Origin of the sequence: Embleya sp. NPDC050493 (assembly GCF_044458105.1) — a bacterium.
GTDB lineage: Bacteria > Actinomycetota > Actinomycetes > Streptomycetales > Streptomycetaceae > Embleya.
Genome location: NZ_JBITHP010000005.1, coordinates 470,670 through 495,784 on the forward strand (window position 1 = coordinate 470,670; position 25,115 = coordinate 495,784).

The 25,115-nt window shown below is 74.2% G+C and carries 13 protein-coding genes; 5 read left to right on the plus strand and 8 right to left on the minus strand.

Annotation, left to right across the window (positions count from 1 at the left end; genetic code table 11):
• The 7 genes from ACIBM5_RS14080 to ACIBM5_RS14110 are packed head-to-tail and all read right to left on the minus strand — an operon-like array spanning position 1 to position 17,100.
• The gene (locus ACIBM5_RS14080; RefSeq protein WP_396007067.1) at positions 1–915 is read right to left on the minus strand and encodes a hypothetical protein; all 915 of its coding nucleotides are present in this window, start codon (positions 913–915) and stop codon (positions 1–3) included.
• On the minus strand, positions 912–2,786 hold the full coding sequence (locus tag ACIBM5_RS14085) for a methyltransferase domain-containing protein (RefSeq protein ID WP_396007068.1): 1,875 nt from the start codon (positions 2,784–2,786) through the stop codon (positions 912–914). Before ACIBM5_RS14085 ends, ACIBM5_RS14080 begins: the two co-directional genes overlap by 4 nt.
• Complete coding sequence (locus ACIBM5_RS14090) at positions 2,780–3,943, minus strand: glycosyltransferase (RefSeq protein WP_396007069.1); 1,164 nt, start codon at positions 3,941–3,943, stop codon at positions 2,780–2,782. The genes ACIBM5_RS14085 and ACIBM5_RS14090 overlap by 7 nt, the downstream gene beginning before the upstream one ends.
• Positions 3,940–4,785: an alpha/beta fold hydrolase gene (locus ACIBM5_RS14095; protein ID WP_396007070.1), complete on the minus strand. Its 846-nt coding sequence runs from the start codon at positions 4,783–4,785 to the stop codon at positions 3,940–3,942. The genes ACIBM5_RS14090 and ACIBM5_RS14095 overlap by 4 nt, the downstream gene beginning before the upstream one ends.
• A complete protein-coding gene (locus tag ACIBM5_RS14100; RefSeq protein ID WP_391581509.1) occupies positions 4,782–5,093 on the minus strand; it encodes an acyl carrier protein in 312 nt (103 codons plus the stop codon). Before ACIBM5_RS14100 ends, ACIBM5_RS14095 begins: the two co-directional genes overlap by 4 nt.
• Positions 5,090–9,901 (minus strand): beta-ketoacyl synthase N-terminal-like domain-containing protein, encoded by a 4,812-nt coding sequence (locus ACIBM5_RS14105; protein ID WP_396007071.1) that lies wholly within the window; start codon positions 9,899–9,901, stop codon positions 5,090–5,092. Before ACIBM5_RS14105 ends, ACIBM5_RS14100 begins: the two co-directional genes overlap by 4 nt.
• On the minus strand, positions 9,898–17,100 hold the full coding sequence (locus tag ACIBM5_RS14110; RefSeq protein ID WP_396007072.1) for an SDR family NAD(P)-dependent oxidoreductase: 7,203 nt from the start codon (positions 17,098–17,100) through the stop codon (positions 9,898–9,900). Before ACIBM5_RS14110 ends, ACIBM5_RS14105 begins: the two co-directional genes overlap by 4 nt.
• 465 nt (positions 17,101–17,565) lie before the next feature.
• Here ACIBM5_RS14110 and ACIBM5_RS14115 point away from each other — a divergent pair, with 465 nt between their 5' ends.
• The gene (locus tag ACIBM5_RS14115; protein WP_396007073.1) at positions 17,566–18,453 is read left to right on the plus strand and encodes a LysR substrate-binding domain-containing protein; all 888 of its coding nucleotides are present in this window, start codon (positions 17,566–17,568) and stop codon (positions 18,451–18,453) included.
• A 217-nt stretch (positions 18,454–18,670) separates the two neighbouring features.
• Here the strand turns inward: ACIBM5_RS14115 and ACIBM5_RS14120 are convergent, their stop codons facing one another.
• Positions 18,671–20,458: a beta-galactosidase gene (locus ACIBM5_RS14120; protein WP_396007074.1), complete on the minus strand. Its 1,788-nt coding sequence runs from the start codon at positions 20,456–20,458 to the stop codon at positions 18,671–18,673.
• A 349-nt stretch (positions 20,459–20,807) separates the two neighbouring features.
• On the opposite strand from ACIBM5_RS14120, the gene ACIBM5_RS14125 reads away from it, so the two are divergent.
• The 4 genes from ACIBM5_RS14125 (at position 20,808) to ACIBM5_RS14140 (ending at position 25,069) form a co-directional block, all read left to right on the plus strand.
• Positions 20,808–22,217 (plus strand): ABC transporter substrate-binding protein, encoded by a 1,410-nt coding sequence (locus tag ACIBM5_RS14125; RefSeq protein ID WP_396007075.1) that lies wholly within the window; start codon positions 20,808–20,810, stop codon positions 22,215–22,217.
• Between the two features lie 209 nt (positions 22,218–22,426).
• The gene (locus tag ACIBM5_RS14130) at positions 22,427–23,293 is read left to right on the plus strand and encodes a carbohydrate ABC transporter permease (RefSeq protein WP_396007105.1); all 867 of its coding nucleotides are present in this window, start codon (positions 22,427–22,429) and stop codon (positions 23,291–23,293) included.
• Positions 23,290–24,204 carry a carbohydrate ABC transporter permease gene (locus ACIBM5_RS14135; protein ID WP_396007076.1) on the plus strand — a complete coding sequence of 305 codons (915 nt, stop codon included), beginning with the start codon at positions 23,290–23,292 and terminating at the stop codon, positions 24,202–24,204. Before ACIBM5_RS14130 ends, ACIBM5_RS14135 begins: the two co-directional genes overlap by 4 nt.
• Positions 24,205–24,250: 46 nt before the next feature.
• Entirely contained in the window at positions 24,251–25,069 is an 819-nt protein-coding gene (locus ACIBM5_RS14140; protein WP_396007077.1) for an AraC family transcriptional regulator, read from the plus strand.
• The last annotated feature ends 46 nt before the right edge of the window (positions 25,070–25,115 follow it).

The window sequence follows — 25,115 nt, forward strand, 5'->3', positions numbered from 1 at the left end:
CTACGCCACCCGCGTACAGGCGGACCCGACCGAGGCGCTGAGCACGCGTGGCGCCGGTTCGCCGGCGCGGGTGTAGGTGTCCACCAACGCCCGGCGCACGTCGGCCAGCGCGGCGCCCGGCACCACCGCGATCGTGGACCCGCCCGCACCCAGCGGCCGGGCCTCGATCGCGCCCGCGGCCAGCGCGTTGCGCGCCGGCGGGGACGTGCGCGCGAGTGGGTCGGCGGCGGGGTGTTCGGCCGTATCGACGGACGCGGCGTCCCCGTCGGCCCATCGGGGCACCGCCAGCACGAACCGCAGGCCGAGCCGATCCGGGTCGAACGGCACGTGGGCCGGCTCGCCCGCGGCGTCCTCGATCACCAGCACGTGGCCGGGCCGGCCGAACAGCGCGACCGTGCCCAGCGGCGGATCGGTGAGCCGGGCCCGGCGCCCGGTACCCGCCGCGCGGTCGTGAAAGGCCGCCTCGATCAGCGCGGCCGTGCAGGACAGCGGGACCGAGGCGGACAGGCCGGTGCTGTCCGGCAGGTCGGTGTGCACCAGCAGGTCCAGCCCGCCCGCGCCGGTGGTGCCCGCGAGCACCGGGCGGATCCAGTCCGGGACCGGCCCGACGTCGCCCGCGGGGCCGAACTCGGCGCCCTCGTCCGGCCGGTCGATCGAGCCCACCCGGAGCATGCCGTCGGCGCGCGGCGCGGCGGCGATCACCACCCGCCAGGACAGCGCCACGACGGTGCCCGGCCCGGCCGGCGAGCCGGACAGGCGCAGCACGTACGGCGCGGACCAGACCCCGGCCGGTGCGCGACCGAAGGCCTGGGCGAAGGCGAACGGCACCAGGCGCAGCACGGGCGCCGCGCTGCGTACGCCGGGCAACGCCGCCGCCGGTGAGGTGGGCGGTGGGCCGCTGTGCGGGCGGATCATCCCGGGTCCTTTCGGGCGAGGAGGCGGTAGGCGTTGCTGCCGCCGCGCTCGCCGGCGACGCGGGCGAGCAGCAGGCCGACCGCATCGAGCAGTACCGCGGCCAGGAAGCACGGCACGGACAGGGCGACCAGCGCGATGCGGCGGGCCCGGCGCAGCGGGGTCGGGCCGCCGACGATCCACGGCATGGTCGGATTCGGCGCGAGCACGGTGAGCGCCTGGGACACCGCCCCGGTGAAGTCGTTGCCCTGGTGCGCCCGGCCGTGCTCGCGCGCGACGACGGTGAACCCGCGGGCGTTGAGCGCGGCCTCCAGGTTGCGCCAGGGCATCAGGTGCTGGTGCTGAGGCTGGAACAGCGGGAGCCACAGGCCGCGCAGCAGCCGGCCGTACCAGCAGTGCGGGTCGGGCAGTTCGATCAGCAGCCGGCCGCCGGGCACCAGGACCTTCGCGGCGGCGTCCAGTTCGGCGAAGGGATCACGGGTGTGCTCCAGATAGTGGTGCATGCCGACCAGGTCGTAGCCGCCCGCCAGGTCGTCGGCCAGTTCCGGGAACTGGCCGCGGTACGCGGTTCGGATCCAGCCGCGCCGCTCGGCCTGCGCGACGCCGTCGCCCAGGTCGAGACCGTCGAAGACGGTGTCCGGCAGCACGGTTCGACCGACCAGGCACATGTGCGCGTGCCCGGTCCCCACGTCCAGCCAGGCGCGCGGGGCGGTGTCCGCCGGCAGGTTTCGACGCACCAGTTCGGCGCGCGCCCGGTAGGTGCGCGACATGGTGCCGAACAGCGCCTCGGCGCCCGGGCCGCCGAGGCCGTCGTAAAAGTCGCGGTAGTAGTACTCCAGTCCGGCGAGGGACAGTCGGGGGTTCTGGAAGACGTGTGCGCAGTCCCGGCAGCGCTCCAGGGTGAACCGGCCCGGTTTGCCCTGGAGATGGTCGCCGATCCGGCTGCGCACCGCGAGCCGGGTCGAGCCGCACCACGGGCAGGTCTCCCGGCGCTCCTCGAAGAACGCGTCCAGACCGTTGGCGACGCTGCGGGCGTACTCCGGGCGCAGGGCCGCCGGATCCGGTGCCGGTGCGGCGGCCCGGGTCGGGCGGGGCCCGGACACCGCGCGCACCCAGCGCCCGACGGCCAGGACCGGCCGCAGCGCACAGGCCCGACCCAGGTCGCGCGGGCGCACGGGCGAGCGGCCGGCGACCACCGCGTACGGCTGGACCCACATGGCCAGGAAGGCCAGCGCGCCCCAGAACGGGGTGGCCACGCACGCACCGGTGTAGGCGGCGGCCTCACCCAGGTTGCCGACCAGGGTGGGCCACACCGGCACGCCGGCCGCCCGCAGCCGACGCTTGCGCAGAGTCGGGTCCGGTCGGGTCGCGGTCAGCTCGGGCGCGACCGCGTGGCCGGTGCCCAGGGCGGCGAACGGGCGCAGTCGGGCGGTGAGTTCGATCAGCTCGGGGGCGTCGGGGTCGACCAGGTCGGTGGCCGGGACGGCGGCGCGGCGCAGCACGTCCTCGTGCACGAGCAGGGCGTGGCCCGCGCCCCGACCGCGGGCGAGCGGGTCGCGGCGGATCCGCTCCGGGTCCAACCGCCCCAGCAGGGTGAGCAGTTCGTCGGCGGGCAGGTCGCCGGGGACCAGGTCGAGCAGCAGCAACCCGTGCCGCTCCGCGTGGGCGACGGCGGCGTGGACGGTGGCCCGGTCCGGGCGGACCCCGATCGCGGTGACGCAGGTCCAGGCGTCGATCGGCCGGTCGTCGGTGGGGGCGGTGCGCAACGAGGGCAGCGCGCGCAGCCGGCGGCGCAGTGTACGGGTGCCGCCCAGCAGGCCGAGAGCGATCAGCAGGGCGAGCCACGGGAACGGTCCGGCGAGGGGGTTCAGCACAACTTCTCCAAACGGTCGGCGGCGGCGCGGGCGCCGCCGGCCGCGGCGAACGAGGCGCGCACTCGGCAGGCACCCGCGCGCAGTTCGGGACGATCCAGCGCGTCGGTGACGGCCGCGCGCAGTTCCGGCACGTGCGCGCGGCCGAAGCGCACCCGGACCCCGGCGCCCGCGGCCACCACCTGACGGGCCACGATCGGCTGGTCGTCGCGGATCGGCGCGAGCACCAGCGGCAGGCCGAACGCGAGCGCCTCGCACACGGTGTTGTGGCCGCCGTGCGTGACCACCGCGTCCAGGTGCGGGAGCAGGGCGAGTTGCGGGACGTACTCGCGGACCAGGACGTGCTCGGCGGGTTCGCCGACCAGCCGTTCGGGTGCGGCCACGATCAGCTGGAGCCGGTCGGCAAGCGGGCGGGTGGCGGCCACCACGGCCGGATAGAACCGGTCGCCGGCCTCACGGTTGAGGGTGCCGAGCGAGACCAGGACCCGGCGTCGTCGCGGGTCGAGCCGATCCCACGGGAAGTCCACCGCCACCGGCCTGGGACCGAACGCGGGGCCCACGTAGCAGTGGTGCGCCGGGACCGGCTCGGTCAGGCCGACCAGCTCCGGGGTGGAGAAGACCAGCACGAGCCGGGCGGAGAAGCGCGGATCGCAGTCGGCGGGTACGCCGGCCGCGACCGCGGCCTCGGCGATCCGGGCCCGCACCCAGTCGGCGACCTTCGGGAAGCCCACCAGCGGCCGGGTGAACTCGGCCGAGGTGGTTGCCGAGGTGGCCCACGGCACGCCGGCCCGGACCGCGGCGAACGCCCCGGCGAAGGTCTGCTGGTCGGCGATGACCACGTCCGGTCGGTAGCCGGCCACGGCCGCGGTCACGCCGGGCAACATCGCGTGCGCGAGCGGTACCAGCGTCTCCTCGACCAGGAAGCGCAGCGCGGCCACTCCGCGCAGCCGTTGCCAGTTCGCGTGCAGTGCGGCGTAACCGCCGGCCCGGTCCGGCGAGTTGCCGGTGGTGAACAGCCGGGCGCCGAGCGGGAGCAGCTCCAGGATGTCGGGCGGTCCGCACCACACCGCCTCGTGCCCGCGCTCGACGAGCGCGGCGGCGACCGCGACCGTGGGATTGACGTGGCCGGTGAACGGCGGGACCACGAACATGAATCTCATCGGCCGGCCCCGGCCCGGCCGTGGGTCGAATCGTGCCGCGGCAACCAGTCGAGCAGTGCGCTCAGCACGGGCGCGGTGGCCTCGCGCAGCACGGTGTGCGCGACGCCGGGCAGCACGGTGAGTGTGCAGTCGGCCAGCAGCTCGGCCAACCGCCGTGCCGGGGGCGTGAGTTCGGACAGCTCGCCGTACAGCGCCAGGACCGGACAGGCCAGATCGGCCAGTTCGTCCGGGGTCGGTGCGCGCAACAGGGTGACGTCCTCGATCAGGGTGGTGTCGTTCAGGAGCGCGTGGGCGCCGGCCCGCAGCCGAGCCGCCTTGCGGGCCGGCCCGGTGGGCAGCCGATCCGGGCCGGGATGCGCCTCCAGGCCCAGCGCGGCCAGGTTGAGCGTGTTGGCCAACTCCTCGACCCAGCCGCCCGCGTACGGTTCGCTGCCGGCCGGGAGGTCCAGGCACTGTCCTTCGATCAGCACCAGGCTCGCGACCAGGTCGGGCCGGGTCCGGGCGGCGTGCAGTGCGATCAGGCCGCCGAAGCTGTTGCCGACCAGGTGCACCGGGGTCGCCAGGTCGCACGCCTTCACCAGGGCGGCCAGGTCGGCGACCGCGGTGTCCGGGTCGTATCCGGTCCGAGGCCGCTCGGTGCGGCCGTGTCCGCGCTGGTCGTAGAGCACGACCTCGGAGCCCGCGCGGGCGATCGGCGCGGCCAGCGTGTAGTAGAAGCTGGAGAGGTTGTCCAGGACCAGGCCGTGCAGGAAGACCACCGGCGTGCGCAGTGCGGGCCGGTCGGCGGGCGCCTGCAGCCGCTGGACGTGAAAGCGCAGCCCGTTCGCATGCACCTCGCTCATCGGCCACCGCCGACGGCCTCGGAGCGCGTGCACGTCGCGATGTGCTCCACGAGCCGGCCGACGGTCATCGCCATGATCTCCTCGATCTCCAGGTCCGCGAGGAAGGCGATGAAGTCGACCCGGTCGCCGTAGCGCTCCTGGAGCCGTCCGGCCAGGGCGACGAACTCGATGCTCTCCAGGGCCAGATCGTCGTCGAAGCCGCTGTCCGGGGTGATCTCGGCGGCGATCAGCAGTTCCTCGCCGACGATCTCGGCGAGCATCCCGGCGACCTCGGCCAGGATCCGGTCGGCATGCGGGTCCGCGCTCATCGGGTGCTCCCATGTGAGGTGGTGGGGAAACCGTTGCGGTGTTCGTCGGGCGGCGTGCTCGTCCACGCGACCACGTAGCGGTCGATCCGCGAGCCGTCGGGATCCGCCACGTCCCGAGTACGGACGAGGTGTCCGGCGCGGTCGGGCGGGCCCGCGCCCACGGACAACTCGGCCTCGTGCGGGCCGGTGGCCCGGGCCGAGGCGACCATCGGATCCGCCCGCCGGCCGTCCGGGTCCGTGCCCCGCACCCGGCCGACCGCCTCCTTGGCACACCGAAAGCGCAGCACCCACAGGTGTCGCGAGGTCGGTTCGGCGCCCGCGAGGGTGTCCAGCAGTCGGCGCTCCTCGGCGGTCAGCGCGTCGTGTTCCAGGGTCGAGACATCGGCGGCGGGGTCGAGGAGTGCGACGTCGATGCCGATCGGCACGGTGCCCGCGGCGGCGACGCCCAATCGATGGCTGTGCGCGACGGACACGTGCGGCGGCTCCGGGGCGCTGCCGCCGGGCTCCACGACCACGCGCGCGAGCGGGCGGCCGGTCTCGTCGGAGCCGATCCGGACCTGTGCGGGATACAGCGGGCCGTGCCCGCGCGCCCACAGGTACTGCCGGACCGCGTCCTTGACCGCGACCCGCCCGAGCAGCCGACTCCGGCGCTCCCGGGGCGCCGCGGCGTCGAACTCGGCCCGCTCGGCGGTGTCCAGGTAGCGGCGCGTCACCAGATCCTGCGCCGCCGGGTCGGGCCAGCGGGTACGCACCAGACACCAACCCTCGGGCTGCGGCTCGGCGATTCCGGTGGTGTGCGGGGTGAACTTCATCGGCCACACCCGTTCGTCGGCGGCGAACCGGCGGTAGACCCAGTCGCGCACCCGGATCCGCACCGCGCCGGTGCCCAGGTCCACCAGCTCGACGTCGCCGCGCACGGTGGTCGCCCGGACCTCCCGGATTCGCGCGGTGGCCAGCAGCCGCGCGCCCGGCTCGACCGGCGGCCCGTACCCGTCGATCGCCGCCACCGACATCGGGAACACCAGGCGATCCGTGGTCAGGCGCAACTGCATCCAATGGCCCAGGAGTTGCCCGGCCGCGTCGAGCAGCGCACCGGGTGCGGGCAGGGCGCGCACGATGCCGCGGATGCCGTCGTCGGCGACGGTCAGCACCTGGTCGATCCCGGCGAAACCGGGCCCGTGGAACATCCAGCAATCCCGGTAGAGGTCCTGCGCGCTCACCGGCGCGGGCCCCTCGCCGGTCAGCGGCGTGCGATCGGCCGCCGGTGCGGGGCGGGCGGCATGCGCGTCGGCGAGCAGCACCTCGGTGGACATGTGGTGGCCGAAGCCGACCCGGATCCGGTCCGCGGCCAGGGGCGTGCGGACCACCTCGGTGTCCGTCGGCGGGGCCACCGGCAGCCAGCGCAGCGCGCGTACGTCCCGATACCCGGCGACCACCCGGCCGCGTCCGGCCGCCGCGCATGCCTCCCGGCCGGCCAGCCGGATCAGCGTGGTCATCGGCAACACCGGGAACCGGTCCGCCGGGTCCGGCCACCAGTCGGGCTGCTCGTAGACGCAGTGGTCACGGACGTAGGGGTGCTCGGCCAGGGAGAACCGGTACGCCCGGCGCTGCTCGGCGTCGACCGACGGCGGGGAGGCCGCCGACGGGACACGGCTCAGGTCGGCGACCTCGGTCACCGAACGATCGGCTTCGGCGAGCGCCGCGTGGAAGGCGGCGAGCACCGGATGGTCGGCGGTCGAGCGCGGAGCGCTCGCGAGCCGCAACGGGCCCGCGGCCGGCCCCAAGGTGACCAACGGCGACCCGAGATCGAGCCGGATGATCGGACCGGCGGGCGGGGACGCCGGGGTGGGCACGGGGCCGAGACCGCGGTCGGGTGCGCCGGCCGGGGCGGGCGTGGTGGGCGGGGTGGGTGCGGGGCCGGGTGAGTGGTCCGGACCGAGGGTGGGCGCCGGCGCCGGGGCGGGCGTGCGGCCGAGTACGGGCGTAGGCGCGTGGGCGAGGTCGGGGGCGGGTGCGCGTGCCGGTTCGGCCCGGTCGATTGCCGCGCCCTCCACCCACAGCGCCGCCGTGGCGCGACGGAAGCCCGCCAGGCCCGGGCGCAGTGTCGAGTGCGCCGCGACGGCCAGCACATCGCATCCGCGCAGCGTGTCGTGCACGAAGCCGACCAGGCTGCCCGCGCCCGGCTGGACGAACACTCGCACGCCGCCCGCGTACAGCTCCTCGATCAACTCCCGGAACCGGACCGGCTCCAGGAGGTGACGTACGGTCAGTTCACGCACCGCGGCCGCGTCCGCCGGGTACGGCGCGATCCCGGTCGCCGACCACACCGGCACCCGCGGGGCCCGCAGCGGAAGTCGCTCGAACGCGTCGGCCACCTGCCCGAGGTAGGGCGCCCACATCGGGGTGTGGAACCCGGACCGGAACGGCAGTTCGCCGCCCACGACGCCCTCCCGGCGCAACCTGCCCAGTACCTCGGAGACCGCGTCGCCGGGACCGCACAGCACGCTCTGATTCGGGCAGTTGTCGTGCGAGACGACCACCGGGCCGGTGGTACCCGTGAATCGCGCGGCGACCGCCGCTCCGCAGCCCACCGCCGCATAGACCAGGTCCGGAACGGCCAGCGAGTCCGGCCGCAACGAGGCGAGGAAGCCGTCCACGGCGGTGCGCGGGTACATCCCGGCCACCACCATCGCGGTCCACTCGCCCATGCTGTGCCCGGCCAGCAGATCCGGGACCAGGCCCGCCCGTTCCAACTCGGCCGCCAGGAAACGGCCCGCGGTCAACGCGTCCACGGCCCGGCCGACCAGATCCTCGGCGCCGGTCGACTCGGGCCGGGGCCGACCGTACGCGTCGGCCAGGTCGTCCAGGCGCGGCGACACCTCCGGCTCCAGACCGGGAAACAGGAACGCGACTCGGCCCGGATTCGGCGCTTCCGGGCCGAGCAACGGACGCGGGGTGAACCAGATCTCGGCCCGGCCGCGCCACGGCACGCCGCGGTCGACCGCCCGGGCTGCCAGCGCGAGCCGCTTCGGGGTCGGATTCGCGACCGCGAGCCGACACGGCCCGGCCGGCCCGGCGGCCCGGGTCGGCGCCGGGCGCCCCGCGGCGATCTCGGCGAGCAGCCGGGCCAGTTCGACCGGCGAATCGGCGGCCAGGGTCAACACGTCGGGGGCGGTCACCGGGTCGCCCGGGCCGGGCGACGCCTCCGGGGCCACGACCCGGCCGGCCCGAGCGGGCGGTGCGTCCGGCGCGCCCCGCACCGCCCCGGCCGGTGGCGTGTCCGGCGCCACCGGCCCGCGCCCGGTGCGCCGGGTCTCCCGCGGGACCGCCGATTCGCCTGCGGTGGGCAGGGCGACCGGCGGTCCCGTCGGTGGTTGTTCGAGAACCGCGTGCGCGTTGACGCCGCCGAAGCCGAAGGCGTCGACCGCCGCGAGTCGGCTGCCCGCCGGGTTGGCCGGCCACGCCTCGGCGTGGGTCTGCGGGCGCATCCGGGTGCCGGCGAAGGCCGGATGCGGGTCCCGGACGTGCAGGGTCGGTGGAAGCGTGCGGTGATGCAGCGCGAGCGCGGCCTTGATCAGGCCCGCCATTCCGGACGCCTGCATCGCGTGGCCGATGTTGGACTTGACCGTGCCCAGCGCGACGTCGGCCGGGCCGTTGCCCGAGCGCGGCCCGAAGACCTTGCCCAGCGTGGTCAGTTCCGCCTCGTCGCCGACCGGGGTTCCGGTGCCGTGGGCTTCGAGCAGGCCGAGCAGACCGGGTTCGGTCGGATCCAGCCCGGCCGCCCGCCAGGCCTGCTCCAGGGCCCGGACCTGCCCGTCGACCAGCGGACTCAGCAGACTCGCCGCCCGGCCGTCGCTGGAGACGCCGACGCCGCGGACCACCGCGTACACCCGGTCACCGTCGCGTTCGGCGTCCGCGAACCGTTTGAGCAGCACCGCGCCGGTGCCCTCGGAGATCAGTGTGCCGTCCGCCGCCCGATCGAACGGCCGGATCCGCTCGCTCGCACTGAGTGCGCGCAGCTGGGTGAACACGCTCCACAAGGTCGCGATGTGGCAGTGATGCACGGCGCCCGCGAGCACCGCGTCACAGCGCCCGGAGCGCAACTCGGCGGCGGCCTGGTCCAGCGCGAGCAGCGAGGTCGCGCAGGCCGCGTCCAGCGTGTAGGCGGGCCCGCCCAGGTCGAGCCGGTTGGCGATCCGGGACGCGGTGAAGCTGGGCACCAGGCCGATCGACGCCTCGGGCTGCTCGGGACCGAGCGAGGCATGGAACGCCGCCCGGATCGCGGTCAACCGGTCCCGCCCCAGTTCGGGGGCCAACTCGCCGAGCAGGCTCGTGAGTTGGTGGGCGGTGCGGACCCGCTGATCGAGCCGGGCGGTGGCCACGCCCATGTAGCCGCCGCGACCGAAGACCACGCCGATCCGGGACCGGTCCGGCAATCGGGCCTCGCCGCCCGCGTCGGCGATCGCCTCGGCGCCGGCCCGCAGCGCGAACAGCTGGTCCGGCTCGGCACCGGCGACCACCGCGGGCATGATGCCGAAGTGCACCGGATCGAACGTGGCCAGGTCGTCCACGAAGCCGCCGCGCCGGCAGTAGAACCGGTCGCTGCGGGCGGGCTCGCCGGCCGTGCCCGGTGCGTAGTAGAGCGCCGGATCCCAGCGATTCGGCGGCACGTCGGTGATCGCATCGCCGCCGGACTCGATCAGCCGCCAGAAGCCGGCCGGGTCGGCCGCCCCCGGGAAGATCGCGCCGATCCCGACGATCGCCGCGTCGTCGGGCCGCGGGCCGCGCACGCCGATCCCGACGCTCATCCGGACACCGACCCGTGCGCCGGGAGGCATACGTACACGGCCTGTGGGCCCCGGCCCGAGGCCAGTTCGGTGAGCAGCGCCTGCACGCCGTGCTCGGGATCGATCAACGGGACGCCGCGCCGGGCGTACTCGCGGGCCAACTCCGGCGTCACCATGCCGCCGCCGGTCGCCGCCCACGGACCCCAGTCGATGGTCACCACCCGCTCCGCGACCGGCGCGAGCGTGTCCTCGGATTCGGCGGACCAGTGCCGGGCGAGGGTGGCCAGCGCGTCGTTGGCGGCGGCATAGTCGGTCTGGCCCCGATTGCCGTACACCCCCGCGACGCTGCCGAACATGGCCAGGAACGCCGGCGGCGCCAGCGTGGGCCGCAGCGTGCGCAGTGCCGTGACCAGGGCCCGCGCCCCGGCCACCTTCGTGGCGAACACCTGCCGACAGGACTCCGCGGTCTTGTCCACGAGCAGCCGATCGGCCAGCACACCGGCGCCGTGCACGATTCCGTCGAGCCGACCGTGCCGCTCGGCGATCCCGGTCAGGATCCGGCGGACCGCGTCGGCGTCGGTGACGTCGGCCACGTGCAGCCGTACCGAGGCCGCGTGTTCGCCCAGCTCGGCGAGCGTCGCGCGGACCCGGCGACGGTTCAGCACCCGGGTCAGCTCGGCCTCGATCCGGGCCGGCTCGCGCACCCCGGTCGCGATCAACGCGGCTCGCAGCGCGGGGGCGTCCGCCGCGTCGGCGAGCGCGGCGGGCTCCGGGGCTCCGTCGTCACCCGTGCGACCGAGCACCTCGACATGGCACCCGGTGGCCCGGGCCAGGCCGACGGCCGTCCGAGCGGTGATACCACGTGCGCCACCGGTCAGCAGCAGCACGGAGTCCGGCCCGAGCCGCTCGCGCAGCAGCTCGTCCCGGTCGGCGGGCGACAGGTCGGGCAGCGGTGCCGGCCGGGTGCGCAGGGTCAGCCGACGGTCGCCGGACAGGCCGACCAGCACGGGGTCGCCCGGCTCGGGCCGGCCCGGCGTGCGGCCCAGTTCGGCCAGGAGTCGGCGGGCGATTCGGGCCGGTTCCTCCTTGGGGTCCAGATCCAGCACCCGCAGCACCCGGTCCGGATACTCCAGCGCGGCGGACCGGGCGAACCCGGCCAGGCCCGCGCCCGGCACCGGATCGGGGCCGGCGGCGGCCCGGGCCCGACCGAAGTGGCCGCCGCCGGCCGTGCCGAGGAACACCTGCCGTACGCCACCCACCAGCGCGGCCCGCAGCAGCGCGAAGGCATCCGGGAGGATCGGGTCCGGGCCGTCGGCGAGCGCGGCCAGGTGCACCAGCGTGTCGACCTCCGACCACGCCGGGTCCGGCCGATCGTCGTCCGCCGGTTCGGCCCGATCCCGGGCACGCGACTCCACCACGACGCCGTGCGTCGCGAGCAGGTCCGCCAGGGCCCAGGCGATCCCGCCGCCGTCCTCGACCAGGACCACCCGGCGACCGCGCAGCGCGTCGCCGATGGGCGGGCCCGCCTCGCTCGTGGGCGGTGGGTCCTCGATCGGCACACACTCGACCAGGTGTCGGGTGGGCCGGTCGGCGCCGGGCGGAGCGGGCTCCTCCCGGGCCGCCCCGACCGGTTCGGCGGGCTCGGTCGGCGGCACCGGCGACGCCCATTCACCCGGCCCCGACCCCGATGCCGGCATCGACCCCGCCCGCGGATCCGCCCCGGCGTCGACCGCCAGTACGCCGGCCACGATCGCGTCGATCGTCTTGACCTTGGCCAGCCGCTCGATCACCGCCTCGTCGGCCGGGCCCGGCGCACCGCCCGTGCCGGTGCCCGCTCCGGCGACCGCGCCGGGCAGTCGCAACCGCAGGGCCAGTTCGCCGATGATCTCGGTGCGCTTGATCGAGTCGACGGACAGATCCGCCTCCAGGTCCAGCGCCGGGTCGAGCATGTCCCGGGGATAGCCGGTCCGGGTGCCCACGATGTCGAGGACCACGGCCAGTACGTGCTCGCGGGTGAGCGGTCCGCCCGGCTCCTCGGCCGGGGCAACCACCGCGACGGGCTCGGGCTCGGGTAGCGGCAGGCCGGCCGGCACCGGCCCGACAGCGGCGGGCGGCGCCTCGGGCACCCCGCCCGGGACGCCCAGGTAGCCGAGCAGCACCTCGCGCTGGGCGGCGACCGCGGCCCGCGCGCCGGCCAGGTATTCGAGCAGCACCGCGTCCCGCGCGGACCCTGCCGACACACCCGGGCCGGCTGCCGGCTCGGCGGGCAGCGGGGCCATCGGGGTCGCCGGGAGCAGCCCACCGGGCACCGGCCGACCGTCGGCCGTGCGCACCAGGTGGCCGTCCACGGTCCAGGCCGGGCGGGGGCCGGGCTCGACGTCCACCGGCCGCACCCGGCCGGCCAGGCCGCCCGCGACCCGCACCGGCACGCCGGCGACCGCGAGTTCGGCCAGCGCGGTGAGCAATCGACGCAGGCCGTCCTCGCCGGGCACGTCGCAGGCCACCGCGGTGTGCGGCCGGTCGCCCAGGATCGTGCGGACCATGCCGGTCAGCGCCCGACCCGGCCCGGCCTCGACGAAGATCCGCACGCCCGCCGCGTACATCGCCTCGATCTGCTCGGCGAAGCGCACCGGTTCGGCCACCTGACGGGCGATCAGCGCGCGTACCTCGGCGGGCGTGTCCGGATAGCGCGCGGCGGTGCAGTTGGACCACACCGGGATCCTGGGCGTGCGTACGTCCAGGTCCGCGACGGCGGCCGTGAGGGTGTCGGCCGCCGCCGCGACCACGGGGCTGTGGAACGCGCACGCCACGGGCAGCCGACGTGCGGACAGCCCGGCCCCCTCCAGCGCGGCGATCGCCGTGGTCAGGTCCGCCTCCGGGCCGGACACGACGGTCTGGGTCGGGGTGTTGCGATTGGCGAGCACGACGCCGTCGATCCCGGCCAGCACCTCGGCCACGCGGTCCGCGTCGGCCGGGACGGCCGCCATCGCACCGGGCTCCGCCCCGGCGGCGGCCAGCACGGCCGCCGCGCGCACCTCGCCCAGCCGGCCCAGATCCCGGGTGGACAACACGCCCGCCGACCACAGTGCGGCCACCTCGCCGTAGCTGTGTCCGGCGACCTGGTCCGGCCACACCCCGAACCGGTCGAGCAGCCGGGTCAGCGCGACCGCCGCCACCCCGAGCGCGGGCTGCGCACGCCGGGTGTCGGTGATCCGGGCCGACTGCTCGGCCCGTGCCTCGGCGCCGAACGCGGCGGGCGGGAACATGGCCCCTACGCACTCCGGGTCGATGTCCCGCAGCCCGTCGCACAGTTCGGGGAAGCGGGCGAACAGATCCGCGAGCATCCCGGGCCGCTGACTCCCCTGTCCGGGGTACAGAAACGCCACCTGCCCGACCGCGTCGGCGTCGGTACCGGCGTCGGCGCCCGCCTCGGCAACCATCGCGCTGCCCGCCACGGCACCCGATCCGGTGTCCGACTCGGCGCCCGTCGCGGCACTCGACCCGGCGGCCCACATGGTGCCCGCCACGCCGTTCGACCCGGCGCCGGCCGCTCCATGGGACCCGGTGCCCGACCCGGTGCCGGTCTCCTCCCGGTGGAAGATCTCGCCGGCGGGATCGACCGCACCCGCGCGGGCCAGCGTCAGCTTGACCCGCAGATCGGCGTGATCGGTCGCGACGAACGCGACCTGTACCGGGACTTCGACGCCGGCACCGGCGCCGGTACCGTCACCGCCACCGGAGTCTTCATCGGCAAGCGCCGCCAGCCCCCGCAGCGGCAGGTCCTCGTCCGTGTCCAGCCGCGCGGCGAGCCGGTCCAGCGCCGCCCGGGCCGCCGCGCGATCCGCGCCGCGGAAGCAGAACAGTTCGGCCGGCCACGCGGCGTCCGCTCCGCCCGGCCCGCCCGAGCCGGTCAGCTCCGAACCGGCCAGCACGGCATGAAAGTTGGTGCCACCGAAGCCGAACGCGCTCACCCCCGCGATGCGTTCGGTGACCGGTGCGATCCATGGGCGGGCCCGGCCGTCGAACACGAACGGCCCCGAATCCGGCGGCCGGCGCAGGTGCAGGGTCGGCGGGCGCACCCCGAAGTGCACCGCCAGCGCGGCCTTGGCCAGACCGGCCAGGCCCGCCGCACACTTGGTGTGCCCGATCTGGGACTTCACCGAGCCCACCGCGCAGCCCCCGGGGGTGGCGCCGTGCTCGGTGAACACCTCCGTGAGGGTGTCCAGTTCGGCCCGGTCGCCGACCACGGTGCCGGTGCCGTGCGCCTCGACCAGGCCGACCCGGGCCGGGGAGACGCCCGCCGCCCGATAGGCACGTTCCAGCGCCCGCCGCTGGCCCTCGGGACGCGGCGCGGTCAAGCCGAGCGAGCGGCCGTCGCTGGACCCGCCGACGCCCTTGACCACCGCATACACCCGGTCGCCGTCGCGTTCGGCGTCCGCGAGCCGCTTGAGCAGCACGCAGACCGCGCCCTCGCCCAGCGCGATCCCGTCCGCGTCCGCGTCGAACGTGGCACAGCGCCCGGTCGGCGACAGCGCGCGCACCGAGGAGAACATCAGGAAGTCGTTGATCCCGTTGTGGGTGTCCACCCCGCCGCACAACACCAGGTCGCTGGAGCCGGTGTTCAGCTCCTTGCAGGCCAGGTCCAGCGCCGCCAACGAGGCCGCACACGCGGCGTCCACGGTGTAGTTGACGCCGCCCAGGTCGAGCCGGTTGGCGATCCGGCCGGCGATCACGTTGGCCAGTACGCCGGGAAAGGAGTCCTCGGTGGGGGAGGGGAGTCGGCCGTCCAGGTCGGCGGGCAACGCGCCGTAATATCCCGGGAACAGCGCACGGAACCCGTAGGCGCCTGCCAGGTCGGCGCCCGCCTCGGCGCCGAAGATCACCGACGTTCGCTCGCGGGCGAAGGCCCGTCCGGGTCCGTAGCCGGCGTCCGCCAGTGCTCCCGACGCGACGTGCAGTGCGAGCAGTTGGGCCGGCTCGATGGCGGCCAGCGAGGCGGGCGGGATCCCGTATCCGGTCGCGTCGAACCCGATCGCGGGCACGAACCCGCCCCACTTGGACGGGGTCCGCCCGGGCGGGACCGCTCCGGGGGCCGCGCCGCGGACCGAGCCGCGCACGGTGCCGCCCGATTCGGCGCCGGCCGCGAAGTAGCGCTCCACGTCCCAGCGGTCGCGCGGTACCTCGGTCACCGCGTCGGCGCCGGCCAGGATGTTGCGCCAGTAGCTCGCCAGGTCCGGTGCGCCCGGCAGCACGCAGGCCATGCCCACGATCGCCACGTCCTGCGGTCGAGGCGCCGCCGGCCGGGTGGGGCCGCCCAACTCGCGCACCCGGCGGGCCAGCCACGCGGCCGACCCGGTGGTGACCTCGCGGTGCAGCGTGGCGACGTCGGTCGGCGCGGACCGCAACACCGCGGCCTGCCCCAGCATGAACATCCCGTCCCGGCGCTGGGTGTCCGCGTCCACCGCGACCAACGCGCCCGCCTCGCGCCGCAATCCCTTGCCGGCGATCCGCAACCGACCCAGATTGAGCTGCTCCAACTCGGCCCAGACCTGCCGGGACGGCACACCGCGCGCCTCCAGATCGCGTCGGGCGGCCTCGAACGCGGCCACGAAGGGCGTACCCGCACAGCGGGTGGCATGCCCGGGCGCGGTCTGCACCAGCGCGGTCGACGCGCACTCGACCGCCGCGGCCTGGAACCCGGGCACGATCGCGCCGCTGTCCACGGCTTCGCGGGTGAACAGGTACGCGGTGCCCATCAGCACACCGATCGAGGCCCCGCGCTCGACCAGGGGCGCCGCCGCCGCGGCCACCATCGCGGCCGAGCGCGCGTCGTGGATCCCGCCCGCGAACAGCAGATCCAACTCCGCCGCTCCGCCATGCCGTTCGGCGAACGAGAGCAGTTCGTGCAACTGCGCCTCCCACAGCGGGAAACTGGCGCGCGGCCCGACATGTCCACCGCACTCGGTGCCCTCGAAGACGAACCGCCGGGCGCCCTCCCGCAGGAACTGCGTCAACAATCCGGGGGACGGCACATGCAGATAGGTGCGAATCCCGGCGGCCTCCAACGGCGCGGCGCGATCCGGCCGACCGCCGGCGATCAGTGCGTACGGCGGGCGGGCGGCAAGCACCGCGGCAAGTTGCTCCTCGCGCAGCTCCGGCGGCGCGAAGCCGAGCAGGCCCACCCCCCACGGCAGGTCGTCGAGCAGCGCGGCGGTCTCGGTGAGGAGCGCGCCCACCTGCGGGCCGCGCAGCAGGGACAACGCCAGGAAGGGCAGCCCGCCCTCCCGGGCCACCGCCTGTGCGAACGCGGCCCGGTCGCTCACCCGCGTCATCGGCCCCTGCACCGGCCGCGGCCCCACCCCGTGCCGGGCCGCCGAGGCCACGTGATCCACGATCGCCTCGCGTACCGCGCGCAGCACCCGACCGGCCGTGCCGTGGCGATCCGCGAGCCGGGCGGCCGACGCGCCGTCCTGCCCGACCGGCAACAACTCGCGGTGCAGCCCGCCGGTACCCAGTGCGGCGCCGAGGTCGGCGGCCTGCTCGGCCAGCCGCGCGATCGGCAGGTCCGGACGCCGGTAGACCCGATGGCCCCGGATCACGACCGTCTCGCTGCCGTCCATCGCCCGTACCGCCGCCGCGACGTCGGCCGGCAGTGTGCTCTCCGCCACCAGGGCCAGCTGGGTGTCCAGCAGCACGCCGGCGGCACCACCGGCGACCGCCGCGGCGGCGGTGTGCGGACCGATTCCTCCGGCCGCCCAGACCGGAACCGAGACCCGATCGTCCGCGAGCAACTGCTGGAGCAGGACGAACGTGGTCAACTCGCCGCACCGTCCGCCGCTTTCGGCGCCGCGCGCGACCACCCCCGCAGCCCCGGCCGTCACCGCCGCGTGGGCCGCCTCGGCGCACGTGACCTCGATCAGGACCCGCCGCCCCGGGCCGACGTCCGCGAGCGACCACGGTGCGTCCGGCGCCAGGAGCACGACGTCCACCCCTTCGGGCAACTCGTGCGGGTCCAGCGGACAACCCACCGGCACCCGAACACCGAAGCACGGGACCGCGGACGCCTCGGCCAGCGCGTCGAGCGCCGGATCGCGCTCCCGGCCGAGATCGAGCACCCCGAGCGCGCCGGCCCGGTGCGCGGCGATCACGATGCGGGCGTTGGGACGACCCAGGGGGCTCACTGCGAGGATCTGATCGCGACGCGGGGACTGCGACGTCATGGGGGAGTGCCTCCATCCGGGGAACCGTGCGACGGGCGAACGGTGCGGTGGGAATGGGCGCGCGAATTCGTTTCCGGGCACGGTGAATCGCCGCATCGGTGCCGATGCCGGGACGCATCCGACAGCCGAAAGTGGTACGGAATCGGAATATCGGCCGCAGCCGAATCACTGGGCCGTATCGTCGGTTTCGGACATCGAGGTGTCAACGGCGAACCGGTGCGCCGAGCGCGGCTCGCGACGGCTCCGGCGAATGCCCCGGGAGCCCGCTTCGCCCAGTCGGCACACGGCCGGATCGGCCCGCCGGACCGGCCCGGTCCGGGGGCGGTCGGCGCCGAAACTTGCCCGTACGGCATACACCGATGCCCGGATGATCCGTCAGAACCGGCACAACGGTCGGGCTGCACAAGCGAATTGCCCGTTTCCTACCCTGCCGGTACGGGTGGCGTGACCGTTATGGTGCGGCGCGTGACTCTCCAGCAGCTGCGCTACCTCGTCGCCGTCGCGAATTTCGGCACCATGACCGCGGCCGCGGAAGCCCTCTACGTCGCCCAGTCCGCCCTGTCCCGCGCGCTCAAGGCGCTCGAACACGAGCTGGGCGCCGAACTGTTCGTGCGCGAGGGCCGGACGGTGGGACTGACCGCCGAGGGCTCCCGAGTGGTCCGGCTCGCCCGAACCGTGCTCGACACCGTCACCGCGATCGAGGACATCGGTCGAGCGGCCGGCCCGGAGTCCGAGCCCACCCTGACCGTGGCCACCACCTCCACCCTCGCGATCGGCCATGTCGCCCGCCTGGTGTCGGCGTTCGCCGCCGAGCACCCGGAGGCGCCGATCGAGGTGACCCGGTACGACGGGCGCGAGGGGGTGCTGGGCGCGGTCCGCGCGGGCACCGCCGCGATCGGGGTGGCCGACGCACCCGGACCCGGCGACCTGCGCACCTACCGGCTTGCCGAGGCGGAGGTGGTGCTCGTCTCGCCGGCGGGCACCCGACTGCCCGACCCGGTGTCGTGGCGCCTGTTGGACGGCCTGCCGATGGTGCTGCCGGGGCGCGGCAGCGAGCGGCGCTCCCAGTTCGAGGCGATGTTCGCCGAGATGGGCGTGCGACCGATCGCCGCCTGCGAGCACAACGACCGGGTCAACTGGGTCGCCGGCGTGCTCAACGGCGAGGGCTCGCTGCTGTGGTACCGGGACGTCGCCGAGGACGTCTTCGGCGACTCGGCCGCCGTCCGCTCCCTCGACCCACCGCTGCGCCGCGGCATCATGCTCGTCTGCCGAGAAGACACCCGCGAACGCTCGGCCCGCCTCTTCATCAACCTGGCCCGCCGAGGCGGCGTCAGCGAACCCGACGCGGACTGACCAAAGCACCACCCCAACGAGCCGGCCCACCGAACCAACCTCTTCGGCCCGCCGAGCCAACCTCCTCGCAGCCCGCCGAGCCAACCCCGCCGGCCCGTCCGGCGTTCGAGGACAAGCGGGGTCCGCAATTGCCCAGCGTTCGTCGGGCCGACGAGCCCACCGGCCGAGCCGACTCGCGCCGACCCGCCCGGCTCGTCCCGCCCGTGAGGACCCGTCGCTACGCGATCGGCGCAGCCGCAGGCTCGCCCAGATCGGGCGTGTCCACAAACGAGACCTGCGCCGCGCCGGGGCCATGCAGTTCCAGCACGGTCACCGTGTTCGCCCCCACCCGCAACACCGGAGCCGGGACGTACAGCGTGCGCTGCGGCCCCGCCGACCAGTAGCGACCGAGCAGGAAGCCGTTGATCCAGACCAGACCCTTGGTCCACCCGTCCAGCCGGACGAACGTGTCCCCGACCGCCTCCACCTCGAAGGTGCCCGAGCGCAGCACCGGTACGCCCGCCGGAATCGGCCCGGAGGCATCCGGCAGCACCGGCCCGCCCGGCGCGTCCAGCGGCAGCGGGTACATCTGCCAGCCGAACAGGTTCTGCCGCTCCAACCGGACACCTCTGGTGATGCCCTTGCGGTCGTGCAGCTCGGGTCCGTAGTTGATCCGCCCGCAGTTCTCCACCAGCAGATCCAGTCGCGCGCCGCCCGCGGGAATGGCCAACTCGCACGTGGGCGAGCCGCCCTCGCTCCGGTCGAGCACCGCGACCGGCACCCCGTCCAGGAACACCTGCGCCCGGTCGGCCAGCCCGTCCACGTGCAGCGGCGCCGCCTCGCGCGGGCCGCTGACCCAGGTGCGGTACAGCACGAAGCCGTACGCCTGGTCGAGTTCCTCCATGGTGAGTGTGCCGGGCGAGTACACCGGCGCGGACAGGTCCTCGACGTGCGCGAGCAGCGCCGCCGCCGAGGGCAGCGCGACCTCGCCGAGCTTGATCCGCGGCGGCAGCGCCGGCGGCGGCTCGGCCGGCAGCGGTGCGTAGCGCCCGATCACCTCGCGGAAGGCCCAGTACTTCTCGGTGAGCTCGCCCGCCTCGCCGATCGCCGCGTCGTAGTCGTAGCTGGTGATCGTCGGCTGGTAGACGCCTTCGTACTCGTTGGCGCCGTTCATCAGCCCGAAGTTGGTGCCGCCGTGCGCCATGTACAGGTTGACCGACCCGCCGGCCGCGAGCATGTCGTCCAGGACGCCCGCCGCATCGGCCGCGTCCCGCACATGATGGGGATCGCGCCAGTGGTCGAACCAGCCGTTCCAGAACTCCATGCACACCGGCGGGCCGTCCGGCGACCAGCGGCGCAGCGTCGCGAACGCCTCGTCCGCACGCGAGCCGAAGTTCACCGTCGGCAACACCCCGGCCACGGTGCCGCCCTGGAGCATCGGCTCGGTGGGCCCGTCGGAGGTGAACAACAATCCGTTCGCGCCGCGCCGACGCAGCCCCTCGACGAGGTGCCGCAGGTAGGCGACGTCGTTGCCGTAGCTGCCGTACTCGTTCTCCACCTGGAGCGCGATCACCGGCCCGCCGTTCTCCGCGAGCAGCGGCTCGACCAGTGGCATCACCGCGTCCAGGTAGCGGTCCACGGCGGCCAGGTAGGGCGGATGGGCGCAGCGCAACCGCATCCCCGGGTCCTTGAGCAGCCACGCCGGCAGGCCGCCGAACTCCCACTCGGCGCAGATGTAGGGACCGGGTCGAACGATCGCCTTCAGGCCCTGCCGCTCGGCCGCGCGCAGGAACGCGACCAGGTCCTTGCCGCCGTCGAAGTCGAAGTGCCCGGGGGTGGGTTCGTGCACGTTCCAGGCGACGTAGGTCTCGACCGTGTTCAGGCCCATGCCGCGCAGTCGGGCGAGCCGGTCGTCCCACTGCCCGGGGTGGACACGGAAGTAGTGCAGGGCGCCGGAGAGCATGCGAAACGGTCTGCCGTCGAGGGTGAAGCCGTCTCGACTCGGGACGAGGCTGGGGGTGGTCAAGACGCTCCTCGGGCAGATCCGTGCGGTGGGTCCGGATCATCGTGCACGAGGCGCGCGGCCCGAACATGCACTCTTCTGAGCGGCATCGTGGACTTTTCCGCGAGCGCCGACCCGTCGTAGCGGGGCTCTCACCTGGATGGATACTCTCTGGTTCACGCACCTTGCCATCCGGTGACCACGCACTTGGACTTTTCTTGCGGATCATCTCGACAAAAGCAGGAGTCCGACGGCAACCCGTTGACGCCTTGTCGGGCAGGGCACATGATCGGCGGCCAGACAGCCTCCACTGCCTCCGACCACCGCCGGGCTCCGTCGAGCCCTGCCCATTTCCCGAAGGGACGGCCACCTCATGTGGGGTAGCTCCCGCGCTTCGCGCTCGTCGTCGTGCGCCGCTTCGCGCTCCTCGCGGCGAGGCCACCGGACGGCGCGCCGCGCCGCCGTCGCGGTCACCATCGCGGCCCTGACCGCGCTCACCGCCTGCGGTTCCGACTCGGACTCCGATGCCAGGACCGACAAGGCGGCACAGGGCGACAAGGCACCCGGCGGCCAGGGCGGCGGCACCGCCCAGCTCGACTTCTGGGGCTGGAACCCGGCCTACGAGAAGGCCGTGACCGCGTTCAACGCCGCACACCCCGACATCCACGTCAACTACAACAAGGTCGAGCCGGGCTCCAAGGGCGGCTACGCCAAGATGCTCGCCGCGGTGAAGGCGAACAACGCGCCGTGCCTGGCGCAGATGGGCTACGAGACGCTGCCCAGCTTCCTGGTCGAGGGCGCGCTCCAGGACGTGGACAAGGACGCCGCGGCGGTCAAGTCCAAGTACTCGGCCGGCGCCTGGTCGCAGATGAGCGTGGCGGGCAAGACCTACGGGATCCCGGTGGACACCGGCCCGGTGGCGATGTTCTACCGCACCGACGTGTTCGCCAGGAACGGCCTGACCGCGCCCAAGACCTGGGACGAGTTCGCGCAGCAGGCCGACAAGGTGCACGCGGCCGACCCCGCGGTGGCCTACTCGGCCTTCGGCGGCAACGACCCGTGGTGGTACGCGGGCATGGCCTGGCAGAACGGCGGCAGCTGGTTCAAGCCCGAGGGCGACACCTGGAAGGTCTCGCTGACCGAGCCGGGCACGCAGAAGGTCACCCAGTACTGGCAGCAGTTGCTGGACAAGAAGGTCGTCTCGTCGGACCCGACCTTCACCCCCGACTGGTACAAGCGGTTCGGTGACGGCAGCGTGGCCAGCTACGTCGGCCCGGTGTGGTTCACCGCGCTGCTGGAGGAGAACGCCAAGGACGCGGCGGGCAAGTGGGCGGTCGCGCCGATGCCGCAGTGGGACGCGAACGGCAAGACCACCGGCAACATCGGCGGCTCCGGCACCGCCGTGCTCAAGGGCTGCAAGAACACCAAGGCCGCGGTCGCCTTCGCGGACTGGATGAGCAGCGACACCGCGAGCCTGACCACCCTGGTCAAGGACGCGGGCATCTACCCGGCCGCCACGTCCGGCGCGAGCCTGGACGCGATGCAGCAGCCGTCCGCGTACTTCGGCAACACGAAGATCTACGACATCTTCAAGGAGTCCGCCGCCCAGGCCCCGGCCGGCTGGCAGTGGGGTCCCACGATGACCCAGGTCTCCGCCGACCTGACCGACCGGGTCGGCAAGGCCGGCGCCGGCAACGGCAGGCTCGCCGACGCGCTGACCGGCGTCCAGGGCACCACGATCAAGGCCATCCAGGACAAGGGCCTGAAGGCCGCCGCGGGCTGACCCGCCGTCACCACCCCCGACGCCGCAGGCAGTTCGCCCGTGTCCCGCCGTCCGCGCGTCACCCGCGCGCGACGGCGGGGCATGCCGCCGTCGGCCCCGCAGCACTCCACCTCGTACCACTCCACCCCGTTCCACCCGAGCCATCCACCGGGAGCCCGCCCTTGAGCGCACCGATCCCGCGGCGCAAGCGCCGGCGGTCCGCACCCTTGATGTTCCTCGCGCCGTTCGGCGTGTTGTTCGCCGCTATGTACGCGGTCCCCGTCGGCTACGCGATCGTCGAGAGCCTGCACAAGATGCAGCGCTCCGGCCTGGGCCTGACCCCGCCGAAGCGGGTGTACGCGGGATTCGAGAACTACACCAAGGCGCTGCACGACGACGCGCTGTGGCACGGCGTGGGCAGGGTGCTGCTGTTCGGCGTGGTGCAGGTGCCGGTGATGCTCGGCCTCGCGCTGGTGCTCGCCCTGCTCCTGGACGCGAAGTCGGCCCGGCTCAAGGGCTTCTTCCGCACCGCGTACTTCCTGCCCTACGCGATCCCCGGCGTGATCGCCACCATCCTGTGGGCCTTCCTCTACATGCCGCGCTCCAGCCCGGTGGTCGGCATGCTCGACGCGGTCGGCCTGCCCTCCGACTTCCTCGGCGAGGACGCCGTGTTGTGGTCGATCGCGAACGTGGTCACCTGGACCTGGACCGGCTACAACATGCTGGTCATCTACTCCGCGCTCCAGGCCATCCCGCAAGAGCTGTACGAGGCGGCCGAGTTGGACGGGTGCGGCCCGTGGCGCACCGCGTGGCGGATCAAGGTGCCGCTGGTGGCCCCGGCGATCGCACTCACCACCGTGTTCTCGGTGATCGGCACGCTCCAGCTCTACACCGAACCGCGCGTGTTGCGACCGCTGACCTCGTCCGTGGACGCGGACTACACCCCGATCATGTCCGCGTACCACAAGGCCGTCGAGAACAACGACTACGGCCAGGGCGCCGCCGTCTCGGTGCTGCTCGCCCTGGGCACGTGCGTGTTGTCCTTCGCGGTCCTCAAGCTCTCCGCCCGGCTCACGAACGGCAGGTCCTCGCTGTGACGACGCTGACCACCCCGCCCGCGAGCCCGGTCCGCGATCGGGCGCCGCAGCCCGCCCCGAAGGTGGGCAAGGGCCGCAGCACGCCGATGCGTTCGCAGGTGTTGACCACCTCGTTCCTGTTCCTGGTGGCGACCTACTTCCTGATGCCGGTGTGGTGGCTGCTGGTCTCCTCGACCAAGTCCTCCAGCGACGTGTTCGGCAGCAACGGATTCTGGTTCGCCGATTGGAACCTGGGCGCCAACCTGCGCCAACTCTTCACCGAGGACGGCGGCATCTTCCTGCGCTGGGTGTTCAACTCGGTGCTGTACGCGGTCGGCGGCGGCGTGGTGGCCACCCTGCTGGCCGGGATGGCCGGCTACGCACTGGCCAAGTACCGGTTCCGCGGCCGGGGTGCGATCTTCTCGGTGATCCTGGGCGCGGTGCTGATTCCGACCCCGATGCTCGCGCTGCCGATCTACCTGATGCTCTCCAAGGTGCACCTGGTCGACACGATCTGGGCGGTACTGCTGCCCGCCACGGTGAGCCCGTTCGGCGTGTTCCTGGCCAAGACCTACGCCGAGGCGTCGGTGCCGGACGAACTGATCGAGGCGGCCCGCCTGGACGGCGCGAGCGAGTTCCGGATCTTTCGGACCATCGGCCTGCGGATCATGTCACCCGCACTGGTGACCATCTTCCTGTTCCAACTGGTCGCGGTCTGGAACAACTTCTTCCTGCCCCTGATCACGCTCAACGACCAGCACCTGTGGCCGGTCACACTGGGCCTGAACGCGTGGAACAGCGACCTCACCCAACCGCACGCCAACCTGGTCGTAGTCGGTGCGCTGGTGTCGGTGATTCCGCTGGTCGCCGCGTTCTGGTCGCTCCAGCGCTTCTGGCGCACCGATCTGGTGGCGGGCGGAGTGAAGGCGTGAACAACCCCTGCGCGCCCCTCGCTCGCCGCCGTACGATCGGCGCACCATGATCTTCGCGCGCTACCTCACGCCCGCCAAGGAGCACCAGCGGCTCGGTCTGGTGTGCCTGGGCGTGGGCTGGCAGCAGGTCACCGCGATGCAGTTCGAGGGCCGGGTGCTGGGCTGCTACCAACTCACCCTGATCACCGGCGGATCGGGCTGGTTCCGCTCCGGCAACCGGCACGCGCCGCGGATCCCGGTCCAGGCGCCGGCGGCCTTCCTGCTCTTCCCCGGCGAGTACCACTCCTACAGCCCCGACCCCACCGGATGGCGCGAGCACTGGGTGCTGTTCGACGGTCCGACCGCCGCGGCGTACGAGGACCTGGGTTTTCTGGATCGGGCCGAGCCGGTGATGTCGTTGGGCGGGGTGCGGCCGCTGCGCCAGGGCTTCGACCGGTTGCTGACCGCGGTGGAGCCGGGGGCGCCCAACCGCGAGGTGGTCACCTCCGCGATCGTGCACCAGTTGATCATCGACCTGAAGACGATCCGGGTCGACGAGGACGGCTCGCGCGTGGTCCGCTACTTCGACGAGCACGCCACCGAGCCGCTCACCGTCGGCGAGCACGCCCGGCGGCTGGGCCTGGACGAGGCGGGCCTGCGCAGCGAGATGCAGCGCGTGACCGGCACCACGCCCAAGGAGTACATCGTGCGCACCCGGTTGTCCCGGGCCAAGCGCCTGCTCCTGGCCACCGACCAGTCCATCCACGAGGTGGCCCGCAACGTCGGCTACGACGACCCGGCCTACTTCGCCCGGCTGTTCTCCCGCCGGGTCCAGCAGTCGCCGTCGGAATTCCGGCGCACCGGACAGACGCCGGGTCAGACCTGAGGCGGGTCGATGTGCCGCGGCGCCTCGGGTGCGCCCGGCCCGCGCG